This window comes from Achromobacter sp. FW305-C-13, from assembly GCF_058783475.1.
The window spans coordinates 1,200,168-1,216,074 of record NZ_JBYSYN010000002.1 but is presented as its reverse complement, the minus strand read 5'-3'; the positions used below and the strand labels follow the sequence as shown (position 1 = coordinate 1,216,074).

The 15,907-nt window shown below is 67.4% G+C and carries 13 protein-coding genes; 6 read left to right on the top strand and 7 right to left on the bottom strand.

Annotated features, from left to right (window positions below; genetic code table 11):
• The first annotated feature begins 53 nt into the window (after positions 1-53).
• Entirely contained in the window at positions 54-683 is a 630-nt protein-coding gene (locus AC3WMU_RS16885; RefSeq protein WP_492282707.1) for a 2OG-Fe(II) oxygenase, read from the top strand.
• Here AC3WMU_RS16885 and AC3WMU_RS16880 read toward each other — a convergent pair.
• The 3 genes from AC3WMU_RS16880 to AC3WMU_RS16870 are packed head-to-tail and all read right to left on the bottom strand — an operon-like array spanning position 622 to position 3,593.
• Positions 622-1,632, bottom strand: coding sequence for an alpha/beta hydrolase (locus AC3WMU_RS16880; RefSeq protein ID WP_280026516.1), 1,011 nt, complete (start codon positions 1,630-1,632; stop codon positions 622-624). The genes AC3WMU_RS16885 and AC3WMU_RS16880 overlap by 62 nt on opposite strands.
• 2 nt (positions 1,633-1,634) lie before the next feature.
• Positions 1,635-2,519 (bottom strand): alpha/beta fold hydrolase, encoded by an 885-nt coding sequence (locus AC3WMU_RS16875; protein ID WP_424625095.1) that lies wholly within the window; start codon positions 2,517-2,519, stop codon positions 1,635-1,637.
• 18 nt (positions 2,520-2,537) lie between these two features.
• The gene (locus AC3WMU_RS16870; RefSeq protein ID WP_280026514.1) at positions 2,538-3,593 is read right to left on the bottom strand and encodes a sugar phosphate isomerase/epimerase family protein; all 1,056 of its coding nucleotides are present in this window, start codon (positions 3,591-3,593) and stop codon (positions 2,538-2,540) included.
• A gap of 110 nt (positions 3,594-3,703) precedes the next feature.
• Between AC3WMU_RS16870 and AC3WMU_RS16865 the strand changes: the two genes are divergently transcribed.
• Positions 3,704-4,318, top strand: coding sequence for a TetR/AcrR family transcriptional regulator (locus AC3WMU_RS16865; RefSeq protein WP_454677698.1), 615 nt, complete (start codon positions 3,704-3,706; stop codon positions 4,316-4,318).
• 12 nt (positions 4,319-4,330) lie between these two features.
• On the opposite strand, the gene AC3WMU_RS16860 is transcribed toward AC3WMU_RS16865, so the two are convergent.
• Positions 4,331-5,314, bottom strand: coding sequence for a Bug family tripartite tricarboxylate transporter substrate binding protein (locus tag AC3WMU_RS16860; RefSeq protein ID WP_454677699.1), 984 nt, complete (start codon positions 5,312-5,314; stop codon positions 4,331-4,333).
• An 87-nt stretch (positions 5,315-5,401) separates the two neighbouring features.
• Between AC3WMU_RS16860 and acnA the strand changes: the two genes are divergently transcribed.
• From acnA to AC3WMU_RS16845, 3 genes are read left to right on the top strand one after another with little or no spacing between them, the layout of a single operon-like run.
• Complete coding sequence (gene acnA / locus AC3WMU_RS16855) at positions 5,402-8,026, top strand: aconitate hydratase AcnA (RefSeq protein ID WP_492282706.1); 2,625 nt, start codon at positions 5,402-5,404, stop codon at positions 8,024-8,026.
• Positions 8,023-8,919 (top strand): GntR family transcriptional regulator, encoded by an 897-nt coding sequence (locus AC3WMU_RS16850; RefSeq protein ID WP_006222545.1) that lies wholly within the window; start codon positions 8,023-8,025, stop codon positions 8,917-8,919. The genes acnA and AC3WMU_RS16850 overlap by 4 nt, the downstream gene beginning before the upstream one ends.
• A gap of 52 nt (positions 8,920-8,971) precedes the next feature.
• Positions 8,972-10,027 (top strand): lactonase family protein, encoded by a 1,056-nt coding sequence (locus AC3WMU_RS16845; RefSeq protein WP_492282705.1) that lies wholly within the window; start codon positions 8,972-8,974, stop codon positions 10,025-10,027.
• A gap of 25 nt (positions 10,028-10,052) precedes the next feature.
• Here AC3WMU_RS16845 and AC3WMU_RS16840 read toward each other — a convergent pair whose 3' ends face one another.
• From AC3WMU_RS16840 to AC3WMU_RS16830, 3 genes are all read right to left on the bottom strand, one after another.
• On the bottom strand, positions 10,053-12,527 hold the full coding sequence (locus tag AC3WMU_RS16840) for a TonB-dependent siderophore receptor (protein WP_492282704.1): 2,475 nt from the start codon (positions 12,525-12,527) through the stop codon (positions 10,053-10,055).
• A 98-nt stretch (positions 12,528-12,625) separates the two neighbouring features.
• Positions 12,626-13,597: a FecR domain-containing protein gene (locus tag AC3WMU_RS16835; RefSeq protein ID WP_280026503.1), complete on the bottom strand. Its 972-nt coding sequence runs from the start codon at positions 13,595-13,597 to the stop codon at positions 12,626-12,628.
• Positions 13,594-14,115 carry a sigma-70 family RNA polymerase sigma factor gene (locus AC3WMU_RS16830; protein WP_280026502.1) on the bottom strand — a complete coding sequence of 174 codons (522 nt, stop codon included), beginning with the start codon at positions 14,113-14,115 and terminating at the stop codon, positions 13,594-13,596. Before AC3WMU_RS16830 ends, AC3WMU_RS16835 begins: the two co-directional genes overlap by 4 nt.
• 130 nt (positions 14,116-14,245) lie before the next feature.
• On the opposite strand from AC3WMU_RS16830, the gene AC3WMU_RS16825 reads away from it, so the two are divergent.
• Positions 14,246-15,907 carry an ATP-binding protein gene (locus AC3WMU_RS16825; RefSeq protein WP_492282703.1) on the top strand — a complete coding sequence of 554 codons (1,662 nt, stop codon included), beginning with the start codon at positions 14,246-14,248 and terminating at the stop codon, positions 15,905-15,907.

Sequence of the window (15,907 nt, the reverse complement as noted above, 5' to 3'; positions counted from 1 at the left end):
ACGAACGCCCCGCCCGCCCCTATCCTGGAGTGCTCCGAACGCCTTTTGCCGCCATGACGCCTGACCACACCCCGCTTGCCCACTACGATTGGGACCTTATTGCCCGCCAACTGGACGCCGAGGGCTGGGCGCTGCTGCCCGGTTTGTTCCAGGAGGATGCGGCGCGGCGGCTGGCGCGGACCGGTGCAGAAGCCGCGGCGTTCGATTCACTGCGCGCCCACCTGTACCGGCAGTTGCTTCCTGTCGCGCGATCCTGGGCTGCCGCCTTGCAGCAGGACGCGGCATACCCCGACGAATTCGCCGCCTGGATGCAACGCAACCGCGATGCCGGACAGACCCGGCCGCTGACGGCGCTGCACTGCCTGCGCGCGGACGCCTATCAGCCGCTGATTCAGCATGCAGACGGCGCGCATGTCTTTCCCCTGCAACTCGTCGCCCTGCTGTCCCAACCCGGCACCGACTTTACCGGCGGCGAATTCGTCATGACCGAACAACGCCCGCGCATGCAGTCGCGTCCGATGGTGCTGCCCCTGGAGCTGGGCGACGCGGCCGTGATCGCGGTATCGCATCGCCCCGTCCAGGGTGTGCGTGACATTTACCGCGTCACGGCCCGGCAGGCGGTCAGCCGGGTGCGCTCAGGGGAACGCACCGGGCTGGAAGTGCTGCTGCACGAGGGCCCGTAGCCGCGGGCGTATCGCCTGCCCCCAGCGCGGCCTGCATCGCCTGTCCCGCCAGGTCGAACAAGCGCCTGGCCGCCGGCGTGAGGCCCAGCATGTGGATACATGCGTGCACCATGCCCGGCAGGCGATGGTCCTGCGCCGCGACGCCGCCGTCGCGCAGCCGCTGCGCATAGGCCTCGCCCTCATCCCGCAGGGGATCGTACTCGCTGACCAGCACGGTGGCGGGCGGCAGGCCCTTCACGGTTTGCACCCGCAGCGGCGACGCGTAGGGCGACGCCCCATCCGCCTCGTTGACCAGGTACGTGAACCAGCAGTAGCGCATGATCTCTTCGGTCAGGAAGAAGTTGCGCCCGTACGTCTGGTATGACTGCGTCGAAAAGGCATGATCCATCACGGGGTAGATCAGCAACTGATGCGCAATGGGCGGCCCGCCGCGGTCCCGCGCCATGATCGCGGCGGCCGCCGCCAGGTTGCCGCCTGCGCTATCGCCGCAGACGGCAAGGCGCGACGCGTCGATGCCCAGCCGCACGGCATTCGCGCTGACCCATTGCAGTCCGGCATAGACGTCCTCGGCCGGCACCGGAAACTTGTTCTCGGGCGCCAGCCGGTAGTCCACCGAAAACACCTTGCACTGCGTCGCGTTGGCCAACGCGCGGCAAGGGTTGTCGTACAGATCCAGCGAACACTGGAACCAGCCTCCCCCATGTGCGAACACGATCGCGGGCAGCGCATCGTGCTGCGCCAGCCCGGCCGGCGTATAGGCGCGAATCCGTAACGGATGCCCGTCCTGGCAGCGCGCCTCGTGGTCGGTCACGGCGTCCACGGCCTCCGTCCCGCCCTGCAGCGCCCGCAGCCCCGTTTCGGTCGCGGCGCGGATGTCTTCCAGCACCAGCGGTGCGGATGCGCTGGACAGGCGCGTCAGGAAGGCGTTGATACGAGGATCGAGGGACACGTTCAACCCTCTTTCGACAGGAAGGCAAGCAGGTGCTCGGAGAACGCCTCATGGCATTCTTCGGTCACGAAATGCCCGCAGTCGGCAATGATGACGCCGGTCAGGTCGGTGGCGTTGTCGCGCATCGTGATCAGCGGCGCGTCCCGGGTCGCGTGTTCCGTGCCGATGGCCAGCGTGGGCATGCGCAAGCGGGTCTTCGAGCGCTCCTGGTTCTGCCGGATGGTCTCGGGAATGGCCCGATAGTAGGCAAAGCCGCTGCGTAATGCGCCCGGCGCCGAATAGGCGTCGATGTAGACGTCCGCGGCGACGCGGTCCCGCCGATGCGACCATTTGTCGAAAATGAAGCTCAGGTAGGCGCGCTCGCGTCCGGTGATCAGCGCTTCCGGCAGGTCTTGCAGCTGATTGAACATGAAATGCCATAGGAAGATGTTCTCTGCCGGCGGCACGAATATCGGCGGTGCAGGCGCCAGGCCGGGGATGACGGCCTCGGTCAGCACCAGTCGGCGGACAGCCTCGGGATAGTCGCTGGCCAGCGCATACGCCACCCACATGCCGATGTCGTGGCCGACGACTTGATAAGCCGCGTGCCCCAATTGCTCCATCAAGCGATGCAGGACGCCGGCCACGGCGCCCGTGTCATAGCCTTGGGCCGGACGCCCGGAATCGCCCGTGCCGGGGGGATCCACGGCGATGGCGGTATAGCCCGCCTCTGCCAGCGACTTCATGATGTGGCGCCACGTGAACCACGTCTGTGGCCAACCGGGGATCAGCAAGACGGGCGGGCCGTCACCTGCGATGGCGCAATGGATGCGATGGCCGTCGATCAGCGGGTACTGATGCGTCACGCCGTCGGCGGCGGTGAAGAATGAATCGGTTTGATGCGTCATGATGGAAGACTCTCGCGTTCAGGCGATGCCCAGCAGGGCGTGGATCTGTTGCTTGTCGATGGCGGCGCCGGCGAAGTCGTCGAACACCTTGGACGTGACCGGGATGATGTGGCGGTTGATGAATTCCACGCCTTCGCGTGCACCCGCTTCCTGGTCTTTCAGGCAGCATTCCCATTCCAGCGTGGCCCAGCCCGCATAGTCGTATTGCGCCAGTTTCGAGAAGATCGACTTGAAGTCGACCTGGCCGTCGCCCAGAGAACGGAACCGCCCCGCCCGGTTGATCCACGACTGGTAGCCGCCATAGATGCCTTGCCGGCCCGTGGGATTGAACTCGGCGTCCTTCACATGGAACATGCGGATGTGGTCCTTGTAGATGTCCAGGTATTCCAGGTAGTTCAACTGCTGCAGGACGAAATGGCTGGGGTCGAACAGCATCGCGCAACGGGCATGGGCGCCGACGCGTTCGTGGAACATCTCGAACGTGATGCCGTCATGCAGGTCTTCGCTGGGGTGAATCTCGAAGCACAGGTTCACGCCCTGCTCGTCGCAGGCGTCCAGCACCGGCAGCCAGCGGCGGGCCAGTTCATCGAATGCCGTCTCGATCAGGCCCTCGGGCCGTTGCGGGAACGGGAACAGGTACGGCCACGCCAGCGACCCCGAGAACGTGCCCATCTCGGTCAGGCCCAGCCGCTTCGAGGCGCGGGCCGAATTCAGCAGCCCCTGCTTCGCCCAGGCCGTCCTGGCCTGCGGATTGCCGCGCGCATGCTCAGGCGCGAAGTTGTCGACCATCGCGTCGTAAGCCGGATGCACGGCCAGCGACTGGCCGAAGATGTGCGTGGTGAGTTCGCTGACGACCAACCCGTGAGCCGCCAGCGTTCCAGTGATTTCGTCGCAATAGTCCTGGCTGGTTGCCGCCGTTTCCGCATCGAAGAAGCGCTTGTCCCAAGCCGGAATCTGCAAGGCCTTGAAACCTACACCCGCCGCCCATTGCGCGATGGCCGGCAAGCTGTTGAAGGGCGCCACGGCGTCGCTGAATTGCGCCAGGTGCAGGCTGGGGCCTTTGATCGTCTTCATATCGAATCCTTAATTGTTTGTCGATTGACAAAGAATAGGCGATAAATCGGCGCGACGCAAATGCCACAGCGGGCGGTACACTGCGTCCAGATCATTTCACCGAGACCGTGATGGCAGGCAGACCCAGAGAATTCGACCGCGACCTAGCGCTTCAGCAAGCCATGCTGGCGTTCTGGAAACAGGGGTATGAAGGCACGTCGATGGCGGATCTGGTGGCGGCGACGGGCCTGGCCTCGGCGCGGCTATATGCGGCCTTCGGATCCAAGCAGGACCTGTTCCGCGAAGCCGTGGCGCGGTATGAAGCGGGCGACGGCGCGTTTGCGGAAAAAGCGCTCGAGGCCACCGACGGCGTACGCGACGCCATCGAGAAACTGCTGACCGACGCGGTGCTGACCTACACCCGGCGCGGCCGGCCGCAGGGCTGCATGGTGGTCAGCGCCGCCACCAACTACGCGGCCGAAAACGAAGACGTCATGGCATGGCTCACCACGCATCGCAAGGCGCGTACGCAAGGCATCATCGACCGGCTTGAATCCGCCGTGCAAAGCGGCGAACTCAAACCCGGCACGGACGTGCAGGCGTTGGGCGACTACTACGCCGTCATGCTGCACGGCCTGTCCGTGCAGGCGCGCGACGGCGTGGGCAAAGCGCGCCTGCTGGCGATGATCCCGCCGGCGCTGGGCGCGCTGGATGCGGTGTTGCGCCAGGGACCTTCCCGGCCCTAGCGCGCACCGATTTCAGTTTTCGGCCGTGATGTGGCCGTCGGCCACGACCTTGGCGAATACCGCCGTCTGCGCCTTGATGAAGGCGCGGAATTCTTCCTGGCTCATGGGCTGCACTTCTCCACCCAGCTCGCGGACGCTGGCCACGAACTTCTCATCGCGCAAGGCGCGCCCGATGGCGGCCGCGAGCTTTTGTTGGACATCGGCCGGCGTGCCCGCCGCCACGAATACGCCAAACCAGTTCTCCAGCGCGTAGTCCTTTAACGGCGCGTATTCGGCCACGGCGGGAATATCCGGCGCGAACGAGGCGCGCGTGGCCGACGTAACCGCCAGTGGCTTGACCTTGCCGCTCTTGATGAAGGGCAATGCGCCCGCGAGGCTGACGAAGGTCAGGTCCACGCTGCCCGCCGCCACGTCCACCAGCTGCGCGGACGCCCCCTTGTACGGCACGTGCACCATCTTGATTCCCGCCAGCGACTGCAGCAGCTCGCCGTTCAGATGCTGCGGATTGCCCACACCGCTGGTCGCGTAGGTCAGCTTGTCCGGGTGCGCCCGGCCGTAGGCCACCAGTTGCTCCACATTGCTGACCGGCAGCTTGGGGTTGGCGACCAGCACGTTCGGCACGCGGGCGACCAGCGCGATCGGCACTAGGTCCTTTTCCGGCTGATATTGCATCTTGCCCTTGAAAACCAGCGGGTTGATGGCGGTTTCGCCCGCCGACCCAAGCAGCATCGTCGACCCATCCGGCGCCGACCGCACCACCGTCTGCGCGCCCAGCATGCCGCTGGCGCCGGGCTTGTTTTCCACCACCACGCCCTGCGGCATTTCGCTGCGCAGGCGTTCGGCCAGCAGGCGGCCCATGCCGTCCACCCCGCCGCCGGCGGCAAACGGCACGATCAAGCTGACCGGCCGGCCGACGTCGGCGGCCTGGACGGAAGGGAGCGGCGCTAAGGCCGTGGCCGCCAGAGCGGCGGCGGCAAGCAATCGGATGGGGGGCATGGTCTGTCTCCTGATCGGCCTGACCGGATGGCGGCCGGGTTTTTACTTAATTGCATTTTATAGATGCAATATGCAAAACTGGCAGCTATGGAAAACACCAATGCCTTGCTGCGCCACGCCCGCTTCACGCTGAACGGGGCCGCCCATACCTGCGTGGACCTGCCCGCCACGTTCGGCGCCGACTATTTCCGCCTGCCCGTCGTGCTGCGTCTGCTATTGGAAAACGCGCTGCGCAACATGCAGGGCGACGAGCGCGACGCTGCCGTCAACGCCTTGTTCGGCTGGCTGGCGCACGGCACCAGCGAAGCCGAGATCGCCTTCCAGCCCGGCCGGGTGCTGATGCACGACACCACCAGCACGCCCGCGCTGGTGGACATCGCCGCGATGCGCGACGCGCTGGCCGAGGCCGGCGTGGACCCGGCCGTACTGAACCCGGTGTTGCCGGTGGACGTGTCGGTGGACCATTCGCTGGCCGTCGAGGCCTATGCGCAACCCGATGCCGCCACGCGCAATCTGGACCTGGAATTGCGGCGCAACGCCGAGCGCTATCGCTTCTTGCGCTGGGCGTCCAAGGCGCTGTCGAACGTGCGCATCCATCCGCCCGGCACCGGCATCATGCATACGATCAACCTGGAGCAATTGGCCACCGTGGTCTGCCAAGGCGACGACGGCGCCCTGCATCCCGATATGATGATCGGCACCGACAGCCACACGCCGATGATCAACGGCATCGGCGTGCTGGGCTGGGGCGTCGGCGGCCTGGAGGCGCAGACGGTGATGTTCGGCATGCCCACCCTGCTGCGCATACCGGACGTGATCGGCGTGCGCCTGACGGGCGCGTTGGCGGCGGCCGTCACCGCCACCGACCTGGCGTTGACCGTGACACAGCGGCTGCGCGCCATCGAGGTCTCGGGCGAGTTCGTGGAATTCTTCGGGCCAGGCGTCAGCACGCTGTCGGCCGGCAGCCGATGCGTGGTGGCGAACATGGCGCCCGAGTACGGCGCCACCACCGGCTACTTTCCGATTGACGGCGAAACGCTTGCCTACCTGCGCCAGACGGGCCGCCCGGAGGCCCACATCGCGCGTGTCGCCGCCTATGCCGAACGCGCCGGCATCGCACTGGATCCCGAGGCCTCGCCGCGCTATACCCGCGTGATCGAGATCGCGCTGGACCGCGTGCAGATGCACGTGGCCGGCCCCAAGCGGCCGCAGGACCTGCACCCCTACGGCCAGACCCGCGCCCTGCTGTCGGCGCTGGACTTCACGCCGGCGGCGAGTGCCGACGGCGGCCTTCCCCGCCATCCCGTCGCCATCGCCGCCATCACCAGTTGCACCAATACGTCGGATCCCCGCCTGTTGATGGCGGCCGGGCTCCTGGCCCGCAAGGCGCGCCAGGCGGGCCTGCGCGTGCCGTCCTGGGTCAAGACGTCGCTCGGCCCCGGCTCGCCCGCCGCGGCCGATTACCTGGCCCGCGCCGGACTGCTGGACGAGCTGGCCGCGGTTGGTTTCGACATCGTGGGCTACGGTTGCACCACCTGCATCGGCAACTCCGGCCCCCTGCCCGCCGCGGTCCAGGACGCCATGGCGGCTGGCGCCATCCACCCGGTGGCGGTGCTGTCGGGCAACCGTAATTTCACTGGACGCATCCATCCCGATCTGGACCTGGGCTTTCTGATGTCGCCCCCGCTCGTCATCGCCTTCGCGCTGGCCGGGGACGCCGAACGCGATCTCAGCCAGGAACCGGTGCAGACCACGGCCGATGGCCGGGCCGTGCACCTGCGCGACCTGTGGCCGGACGAGGCCGAGATCGACGCCGCCCTGGCCCAAGGCTTGCAGGCCGACGACTTCCGCGCGGCCTTCAAGATTGCCAACGCCAACCCGGCCTGGCAGGCCCTGCAATCACCGGATACCCCGCGCTTTCCGTGGGACCCTGCCTCCACCGCGCTGCGGCGTCCGCCGTTCGCCTCGATGCAGGCGGCCGGCCAATTGGGCCGCTACGCCGCGCATCCGCTGCTGGTGTTGGGCGACGACGTGACGACCGACCACCTGTCGCCCGCCAGCGCCATTCCCCCGGACAGCCTGATTGCGGACTTCCTCGCGGCGCGCGGCGACGACCGCAATGACCTGAATGTGTTCGCGTCGCGGCGAGGCAATTGGGAAGTGATGATGCGCGCGGCCTTCTACAGCAAGAGCCTGAAGAACCTGCTCTGTCCTGACGCGCCCGTGGGCCACACGCGGCATGCGGGCAGCGGCCGCGTGGAACCGATCTGGGAAGCCGCCGAACACTACCGCCAGGAACAGCAGCCGGTGGTGCTGCTGGCCGGCGCACGCTTCGGCACCGGTTCGTCACGCGACTGGGCGGCCAAGGGGCAGCGCCTCTTGGGCATCCGCGCCGTCCTGGCCGTCAGCTTCGAGCGGATCCATCGGTCCAATCTGATCGGTATGGGCATACTGCCCCTGCGCCTGCCCGAAGGCGTCACACCCGCCACGCTGGGGGTGCAGTCCGGCGACCGCATCGAGATCGACGCACCGGCGGACACCCTGGCACCGCGCATCGCCGTGCCGGTGCGTATCCTGCGGGCGGACGGCCGCGTCGACGCGCTGGCCGCCACCGCCGCCGTCGAGACCCAGCTGGAGGTGCGTTTGTTGCGGATGGGAGGCGTCATTCCCGCTATCCTATCGGATACCCTCCAGCCCTCCTCGCCCCCATGAGCGCGCAAACCAATACCGTCACGAAAATCCTGGACCTGATCCGGCAGGACCGCCTGCCCGGCGGCTCGCACCTGACCGCGCAAAAGCTCGCTGACCGGCTGCGGCTGTCGCGGTCTCCGGTCAACGACGCCCTGGGCGTGCTGGAGCAGCACGGCATCGTGGCGCGCAAGCCCAACCGCGGCTACTTCCTGCAGCAGGACTTCGACGCCCTGCCCGAAGCGCACGCCGGCCTGGCGCCGCCGTCCGCGGACGACATCGTGACGCAAAGCTATTTCAAACTGGCCGACGAGCTGCTGCGAGGCGAATTGCCCATGCAATGCAGCGAGGCCCAGTTGCGCGTGCGCTACGCGCTGACCAACGCGCAGACGCAGGCGTTGCTGGCTCGCGTGTCGCAAGAAGGCTGGGCGCAGCGGCGGCCCGGCTACGGCTGGGAATTCTCGTCCATGATGACCACGCCCGACAGCCTGCTGCAGTCGTACCGGCTGCGTCTGGCGCTGGAACCGGCGGCCTTGCTGGAGCCGTCTTTCCGTATCGAAAAGGCCGTGATCGAACGATGCCGCGCGGCGGAAAAACATCTGCTGGACGGCGGCATCGCCACCGACACCGCCGACCAGTTGCACGAACGCGGCGTGCGGTTTCACGAGTCGCTGGTGGAAGCGTCCGGCAACCCGTTTTTCATCGACACGATCAAGCGCGTCAACCGGGTCCGCCGGCTGTTGTCCTACCGGTCCATGCAGGACCGCAGCCGCTACCAGCAGCATTGCGACCAGCACCTGGCCATCCTTGACCTGCTGGAGCGCGAACGCAATGAAGACGCCGCTGCCGCCCTGTCCAGCCATCTGCGCAGCACGCTGGACAACCTGGCCCGCATCAGCGGCATTTTGACTTCCTAGGCCGGGCGCTTGGCGCGCATGGCCGCTTTCTTTTCAAGCCGAGGATCGTTCCATGCACGTCTACATCGGTTCCCGCACCACGCGGGAACGCCATGCCCGTGGCGAAGGCATCAGCGTTTTCGATTACGCCCAGGACAACGGCACGCTGACCTTGACGCAAGTCGTCGGCGGCCTGGTCAACCCTTCTTATCTCCTGCCGCATCCGGCGCTGCCCGTGCTGTACACGGTGCATGGCGACAGCCATGAAGTCAGCGCCCTGCGCCGAGATCCGCGCACCGGCGCGTTGACGCCGTGGCGGCAACAGGGCTGCGACGGCCGCAACCCCGTGCATCTGGCGCTGGGCCCGTCGGGACGTTACCTGATGGTGTCCAATCACCTGACGGGCACGCTGGCCGTGCTGCCCGTGGACGGCGACGGCGCGCTGGCGCCGGTGGCCCAGACCGTACCCATGTCCGGCGAACCGGGCCCGCACCGCAAGGAACAGCCCTTCGCCAAACCGCACTACAACCTGGTGGATCCGTCCGGCCGCTATGTGGTGGTGCCGGACAAAGGCCTGGACCGCGTGTTCCTCTACGCCCTGGAGCATGGCGGAATCAGCGCCGAACCGGCAAGCGTCGCCGACACGCGCGAAGGCGCTGGCCCCCGGCACGCGGCCTTCCACCCCGCCGGCCGCTGGCTCTACGTCGTCAATGAACTGGACAACACGGTGGCCGCCTACACGCTGGCCGCCGGCGCACTGCAGCCGTTCCAGGTGCTGCCCACGCTGCCCGACACCTATACCGGCAATAGCCGGGCCGCCGGCATTTCGCTAGATGCGCACGGCTGCCACCTGTACGTGTCGAACCGGGGCGACGACAGCATCGCCGTGTTCCGCATCGACCCGGTCAACGGCCGTCTGACGCTCGTGCAGCATGCCCCCTCGGGCGGCAAGACGCCGCGCTTTTTCACGCTGTCTCCCGACGGCCGCTTCCTGTTCGCGCTGAACGAAGACAGTGACACGCTGGTGCGTTTTCGCGTGAACGCGCCCGACGGCGCCCTGACGCGCGACGGCTACGAGCTGCGCGTGGGCAGCCCCGTGTGCATGGTGTTCGCCCGCCGCCGCACCTGATGGCCGGGCAGCGGGCAGCCGGCGATCAGAAGTCCATCGACGCCGACAGCATCAGCGTGCGCGGCACGCCCTGCGACACCGTGCCGTAAGACGCCACCCCCGACCAGTACGCGCGATTGGTCACGTTGACGACATTGGCGCGGAACGTGACGTCCTTGCCCTGGATCTTCGTGGCATAGCGCGCGCCCAGATCGAACGTCGTCCACGACGGCACCGACTGCGTATTGGCCTGGTTCACGTATTCGCGGCCCGTGTACATCATGCCGCCGGTCAGCGTCAGCCCCGCCACCCACGGCGTATCCCATTCCGCACTGAGGTTGGCCGAGAACTTCGGCACGCCCACCGGCTGGTTGCCAACGGTCGCCGCATTGTTGGTGCGCGTCAGCTCTGCGTTCAGGTAGGTGACGCCGCCCAACAGGCGCAGCCCGCGCACGGGTTCGCCGGACAGGTTCAGTTCCAGGCCGCGGTTGCGCTGTTCGCTGTCGGCGCCGTACACGCCGTTGGTCAGTTGGCCGCTGGGTTTCGTGATCTCGAACGCGCTGAACGTCAGCATCGCGTCGTCCAGGTCTACCTTCACGCCCACTTCCTTCTGCTTGGCCTTGTAGGGCTTGAACACCTGGCCCGCGTTGGACGCGGTGGCCGGCGCCACATCGCCCTTGCTCAGGCCTTCGATGTAGTTCGCGTACAGCGACACGTTGTTCCAGGGCTTGATGACCAGGCCGGCCAGCGGCGTGGTCGCGCTTTCGTCATAGCTGACGGTGCGCACGCCGGTCGTGGCGTTGAAGTTGCGCGATTCGATGCGTTGCTGGCGCACGCCCAGCGTCAGCTGCGCGCGCTCGTCCAGGATGCTCATCGTATCGGCCAGCGCCAGGCCGGACAGGTCCGACGACGACACTTTGGGCACATTGCCCGGCGCGGGGATGTTCTGCTCTGGGCGCGTGATCGGGTGGTAGATGTTGGACGTCAGCGGCGTACCGGACACGCTGGCCTGCAGGTTGCGGTCGCTGTAGAGCGAGCCCATGAAGCTGACGGCATGGCGCACCGGGCCGGTATCGAGCTTGGCGCGCAGCCCCGCGTTGTACGTGCTGCGCTCTACCTTGAAACGGAAGTTGTTGGGCGTGACCAGCGTGTCGCCGGCGCTGTTGATGATAGTGGGCGTCTGGTCCGACAGGCGCGACACATCGGTATCCGATCCGCCCGCGTCGGCGAACACCGTCAGGCGGTCGCTGACGTCGTACTCCACCCGCAGCAACGCCGACTGGCCATCCGACTTCCACCATCCCCAGGGCTGCGTCGCATTGCGGCGGCCATCGGCCGCGCGCGGCACGTCGATGCCGGAGGCAATCAGGAACGGACGCGTCGGCGCGTCGACTTTTTCGTTCTGGGTCAGCAGGTCCAGCGATGCGCGCAGGCGCTCGCCCTGATAGTCCAGCGACAGGGCGCCGATGTCGGTGCGCGAATACAGGTTGTCCAGCGGCGTGTCGCCCTGACGATGCATGCCGTTGACGCGCACGCCCCATTCGCCGTCGTTGCCGAAGCGGCGGCTCAGATCCACCCGGGCGCCGAATTGCGAGTCGCCCACGTAGTCAGCGGACACGCGCGTCAGGTCCTGCGGCAGCGAGCGCTTGGGCACCATGTTGATCACCCCGCCCACCCCGCTGTTGGGCGACATGCCGTACAGCAAGGCTGCAGGCCCCTTCAGCACTTCAACGCGCTCGATGTAATCAGTGAAGACGTGATAGTTTGGCGCCACGCCGTAGACGCCGTCGAACGCGATCTCGCCCAGGTTACCTTCACCGATGGGGAATCCACGGATGTAGAAGGAGTCCGTCACGCCGCCGATCTGGCCCGTGAAGCGCACCGAGGGCTCGGCATTCAGCGCGTCCGCCAAGGTGACGGCCTGGCGGTTGGTCAGCAGCTCCGAGGTGTAGCTCGTGACGTTGAACGGCGTATCCATCACGTCGCGATTGCCCAGCAGCCCCAGGCGGCCGCCGCGGGCCACCTGGCCGCCGGCGAATTCGGCCGGCAAGGCAGACGCGCTGACGCCCGACCCGGCGACCGTGATGCTGGGCAGCAGCGTCGCGGCCTCGCCCTCGCCTTGCGGCAGCTTGCGCAGGGAATAGGCGCCCGCCCCCTGTTCGGCCAGGGCATAACCCGATCCGCTCAACAAGCGCGCAAACCCTTCGCGCACCGTGTAGGCGCCCGTCAGGCCTTCGCTTTGCCGGCCCGCCACCAGCGCCGGATCGAACGACAGCGGCACCCCCGCCGCCGCCGCGAATTGGGCCAGCACATCGCCCAGCGAGCCTCCGGCGATCGCATAGGACTTGCGCGCGGCCGACGTACCTGGGCCTGAGGCATCAGCAGCGGCGGCAGGCGTGGGCGCCCCCGCCACGGCCAGCAGCATCAACCCCATGCCGGCGGCCTGCAGCATCGCTGCCAGCGGCGACAGGACGGCCTGGCTGCGGGGCAGGCGTGACGAACGGGAGATTCGGGAAACCATGAAACGATCCTTCGTAGGGGACTGGGTGACGCTCGCATGTCGCGACGATTCACCCGGTACACCGGACGAAGCGGAAAAAAGTGTCAACGGATCGGCGATTAGTTTGTAACAGCCGCGCGGGGCGCGACCGTGACCCAGAACGGCGTCACCCGGCTGATCCGCACGGGCAAGGTCTTTTCCAGCAGGCGCAGGCTGCCGTCGGTATCGGCCAGCGGGAAGGCGCCCGAAACCCGTAACCCGGCCACCGCGGGGTCGCACCGCAGGACGCCCCGCCGATAACGCGCCAGTTCGTCCACCAGGTCGGCCAGCCGCCAGTTGCGCACGGCCAGCATGCCCTGCTCCCACGATGCGGACGCTGCCTCGGCCGTGGCCAGGGGTTCGACCTCATGGGCGTTGAACACCGTCTGCTGGCCTGCCGGCACCACCGCGGCTGCCGCGCCGGCATCTCGCGGCTGGATTTCCACCGCCCCGTCGAACACCGCGACGCGGATGCTGGCGCTTTCATCGCGCACCATGAAACGCGTGCCCAACGCGCGGATCGTGCCCTGCGACGTCCGCACAATGAAGGGGCGGTGGACGGGCGACGGGTCGCGGCCAGTGGTCAGCAGGATTTCGCCCGCGCGCAGCCACAGCACACGTTGTTCGGGGGTGTAGAGGATGTCGACGGCGCTGGCCGTGTTCAGCACCAGGCGGGTGCCGTCGGCCAGTTCCAGGTGACGCTGCTCGCCCGTGGCGGTGCGCACGTCCGCCGCCCATTCGCGCCACGGCAACGTGCGCCAACCGGCCCAGGCCGCCGGCCCCAGCACCAGCAAGGCGCCCAACGCGCGGATGGCCTGCCGACGGCCCGGACGGTCCAGACGGCGCAGGGTGTCGCGCCCGATGGCGGGCGGCACCTGGCCGAACCCCCGCAGCATGTCCTCCACCCGCTGCCACGCCGCGCCATGCGCGGCGCTGCGGGCCAGCCAACGGTCGAACGCGGCGCGGTCGGCGGCGGAAAGCGTTTCGGATTGGAAGCGCACCAGCCAGCCGGCCGCCTCTTCCAGAATCGCGGGGTCGATCACCGCACTCATGCCGCGTGGACCTGATAAGCGATGAGGCAGGCGGTCAGCGCCTTCTGCATGTGCCGCTTGACGGTCGCCAGCGACACGCGCTGCGTCTGTGCAATGTCGCCATACGCCATGCCGTCGAACTGCGACAGCAGGAAGATCTCGCGCGTCTTGGCCGGCAAGGTCCGCAAGGTGGCGTCGATGACGTGCAGCGTTTCCAGGATCAGCGCCCGCATTTCGGGTGACGGCACTTCCGGTGCGGGCAAATGCGCCACCGCCGCCAGATAAGCATCTTGCACCGCGCACCGACGCCAATGGTCCACCACCAGCCCCTTGGCGATGTGCGTCAGCAGCGCGCGGGGCTCGGCGCCCACGCCGTCCTTGCGGCGGCCGCTCATCAAGCGCACGAAAGTGTCGTGGGCCAAATCCGCGGCATCGAACGAGTTGCCCAGCTTCTTGCGCAGCCATATCGACAGCCAGCCGTGATGGTCACGATAGAGCTTCGTGACGGTATCGGCGGGCAGCAGATCGGACGGAGGCAAGGCGCACCTCTAGGTAGCATGTAAATAGGAACGATTTCTATTTTAGCTTATCCCGGACCCGGTTCCATCCCTCTGCTGCGCGCGCCCTGTCGGATAAAATCAATCCCCCTGGGCCACCGTCGCAACTACCATGCAGATTGACTCCTCCATGCCCTCATTCCTTGCCGGCTGCGGCGAGATGGGCTTGCGGGTTTCCACCTTCGACTGGGCCGCCACGCCGCTCGGGCCGATCACGGCCTGGCCCAGCGCCTTGCGCGTCGCCGCCGGCATGGTGCTGTCGTCCCGGTTCCCCTGCTGCCTGGTCTGGGGCAAGGAACTGATCACGCTGTACAACGACGCCTTCACGCCGATCCTCGGCGCCAAGCCCGATGCACTGGGCCGTCCGTTCAGTGACATCTGGAGCGAGGCCTGGCCGATGATCGGCCCCATCGCCGACCGCGCGTTCGCCGGCGAAGCCACCTTCATCGAAGACTTTCCCTTGGAGATCCTGCGGTCGGGCCAGTCCGAGGACGCCACCTTCACCTTCTGCTACAGCCCGGTGCGCGACGAGCGCGGCGTAGTGGTCGGCATCATGGACACCGTCATTGAAACCACCTCGCGGGTCAACGCCGAACGGGCCCAGGCCGAGGCCCTGCTGCAGGCCGAAGACACCTTGCGCCAAAGCCAGAAGATGGAAGCCGTGGGGCAACTGGCCGGCGGGCTGGCCCATGATTTCAACAATCTGCTGATGGGGATTTCCGGCAGCCTGGAATTGCTGGGCATGCGGTTGGCCCAACAGCGGCACAACGACCTGGAACGTCACATCGAGGTCGCCCAAAGCGGCGCTCGGAAGGCGGCCGCGTTGACCCACCGCCTGCTGGCTTTTTCACGCCGCCAGCCGCAAGACGCCAAAGCCACCGACATCAATCGGCTGGTCACCGGCATGGAAGACCTGATCCGGCGCAGCATCGGGTCGCGCATCACCCTGGACCTGGCCTGCGAGCCCGGCCTGTGGCCCGCCTGGGTCGATACCCATCAACTGGAGAACGCCCTCCTCAACCTGTGCCTGAATGCGCGCGATGCGATGCCGGGACAAGGCACGCTGGGGGTCTCGACGCGCAACGTCACGCTGGACGCCGCGCAGGCGGGCAGGCGCGGACTGACGCCAGGCGACTACCTGCGGCTGCGCGTCACGGACACGGGCTGCGGGATGGCGGCGGATACGGTGCAGCGCATCTTCGAACCCTTCTTCACGACCAAGGCGGCGGGCGTGGGAACGGGGCTGGGCCTGTCGATGCTGTACAGCTTCGTGCGGCAGTCCCAGGGCCAGGTGCAGGTCAACTCGCGCCTGGGGCTAGGCACGGCAATGACGCTGTACTTCCCCCGCCACCAGGGCGCAATGGCGTCGCTGGAACAGGCTGCCCTGAAAACGCCCCCGGCCGCGGCGCACGGGGAAACCATCCTGATCGCGGAAGACGACCCTTCCGTCCTGGCGGTGGCCGCCGAATCCCTGAAAGAGCTGGGCTACACCGTGGCCGAGGCGGCCGACGGCGCCGCGGCCTTGCGCCGCCTGGCCTCGCCCGAACCGCTAGACCTGCTGATCTGCGACCTGGGACTGCCTGGCGGCATCAGCGGCCATCAAGTCGCCGACGCGGCGCGCCGCTTGCGTCCCGGGCTGAAAGTGCTGCTGATGACGGGTTCGGGCCTGAGCGGCGTCGCCGCGTCCGCCGAAGAACCCGCCCAGCCCGTCCTGCCCAAACCCTTTGCGCTGGAAGACCTGGCAAGCCAGGTCCATGCGTTGATGCGCGCCTAA

Bases quoted from the DNA above. Each gene is read 5' to 3' on its own strand.
- AC3WMU_RS16875 (WP_424625095.1), bottom strand. From the start codon at position 2,519: ATGACGCATCAAACCGATTCATTCTTCACCGCCGCCGACGGCGTGACG.
- AC3WMU_RS16825 (WP_492282703.1), top strand. From the start codon at position 14,246: ATGCAGATTGACTCCTCCATGCCCTCATTCCTTGCCGGCTGCGGCGAG.
- AC3WMU_RS16865 (WP_454677698.1), top strand. From the start codon at position 3,704: ATGGCAGGCAGACCCAGAGAATTCGACCGCGACCTAGCGCTTCAGCAA.
- AC3WMU_RS16870 (WP_280026514.1), bottom strand. From the start codon at position 3,593: ATGAAGACGATCAAAGGCCCCAGCCTGCACCTGGCGCAATTCAGCGAC.
- AC3WMU_RS16885 (WP_492282707.1), top strand. From the start codon at position 54: ATGACGCCTGACCACACCCCGCTTGCCCACTACGATTGGGACCTTATT.
- AC3WMU_RS16850 (WP_006222545.1), top strand. From the start codon at position 8,023: ATGAGCGCGCAAACCAATACCGTCACGAAAATCCTGGACCTGATCCGG.
- AC3WMU_RS16845 (WP_492282705.1), top strand. From the start codon at position 8,972: ATGCACGTCTACATCGGTTCCCGCACCACGCGGGAACGCCATGCCCGT.
- acnA (WP_492282706.1), top strand. From the start codon at position 5,402: ATGGAAAACACCAATGCCTTGCTGCGCCACGCCCGCTTCACGCTGAAC.
- AC3WMU_RS16860 (WP_454677699.1), bottom strand. From the start codon at position 5,314: ATGCCCCCCATCCGATTGCTTGCCGCCGCCGCTCTGGCGGCCACGGCC.
- AC3WMU_RS16840 (WP_492282704.1), bottom strand. From the start codon at position 12,527: ATGGTTTCCCGAATCTCCCGTTCGTCACGCCTGCCCCGCAGCCAGGCC.
- AC3WMU_RS16835 (WP_280026503.1), bottom strand. From the start codon at position 13,597: ATGAGTGCGGTGATCGACCCCGCGATTCTGGAAGAGGCGGCCGGCTGG.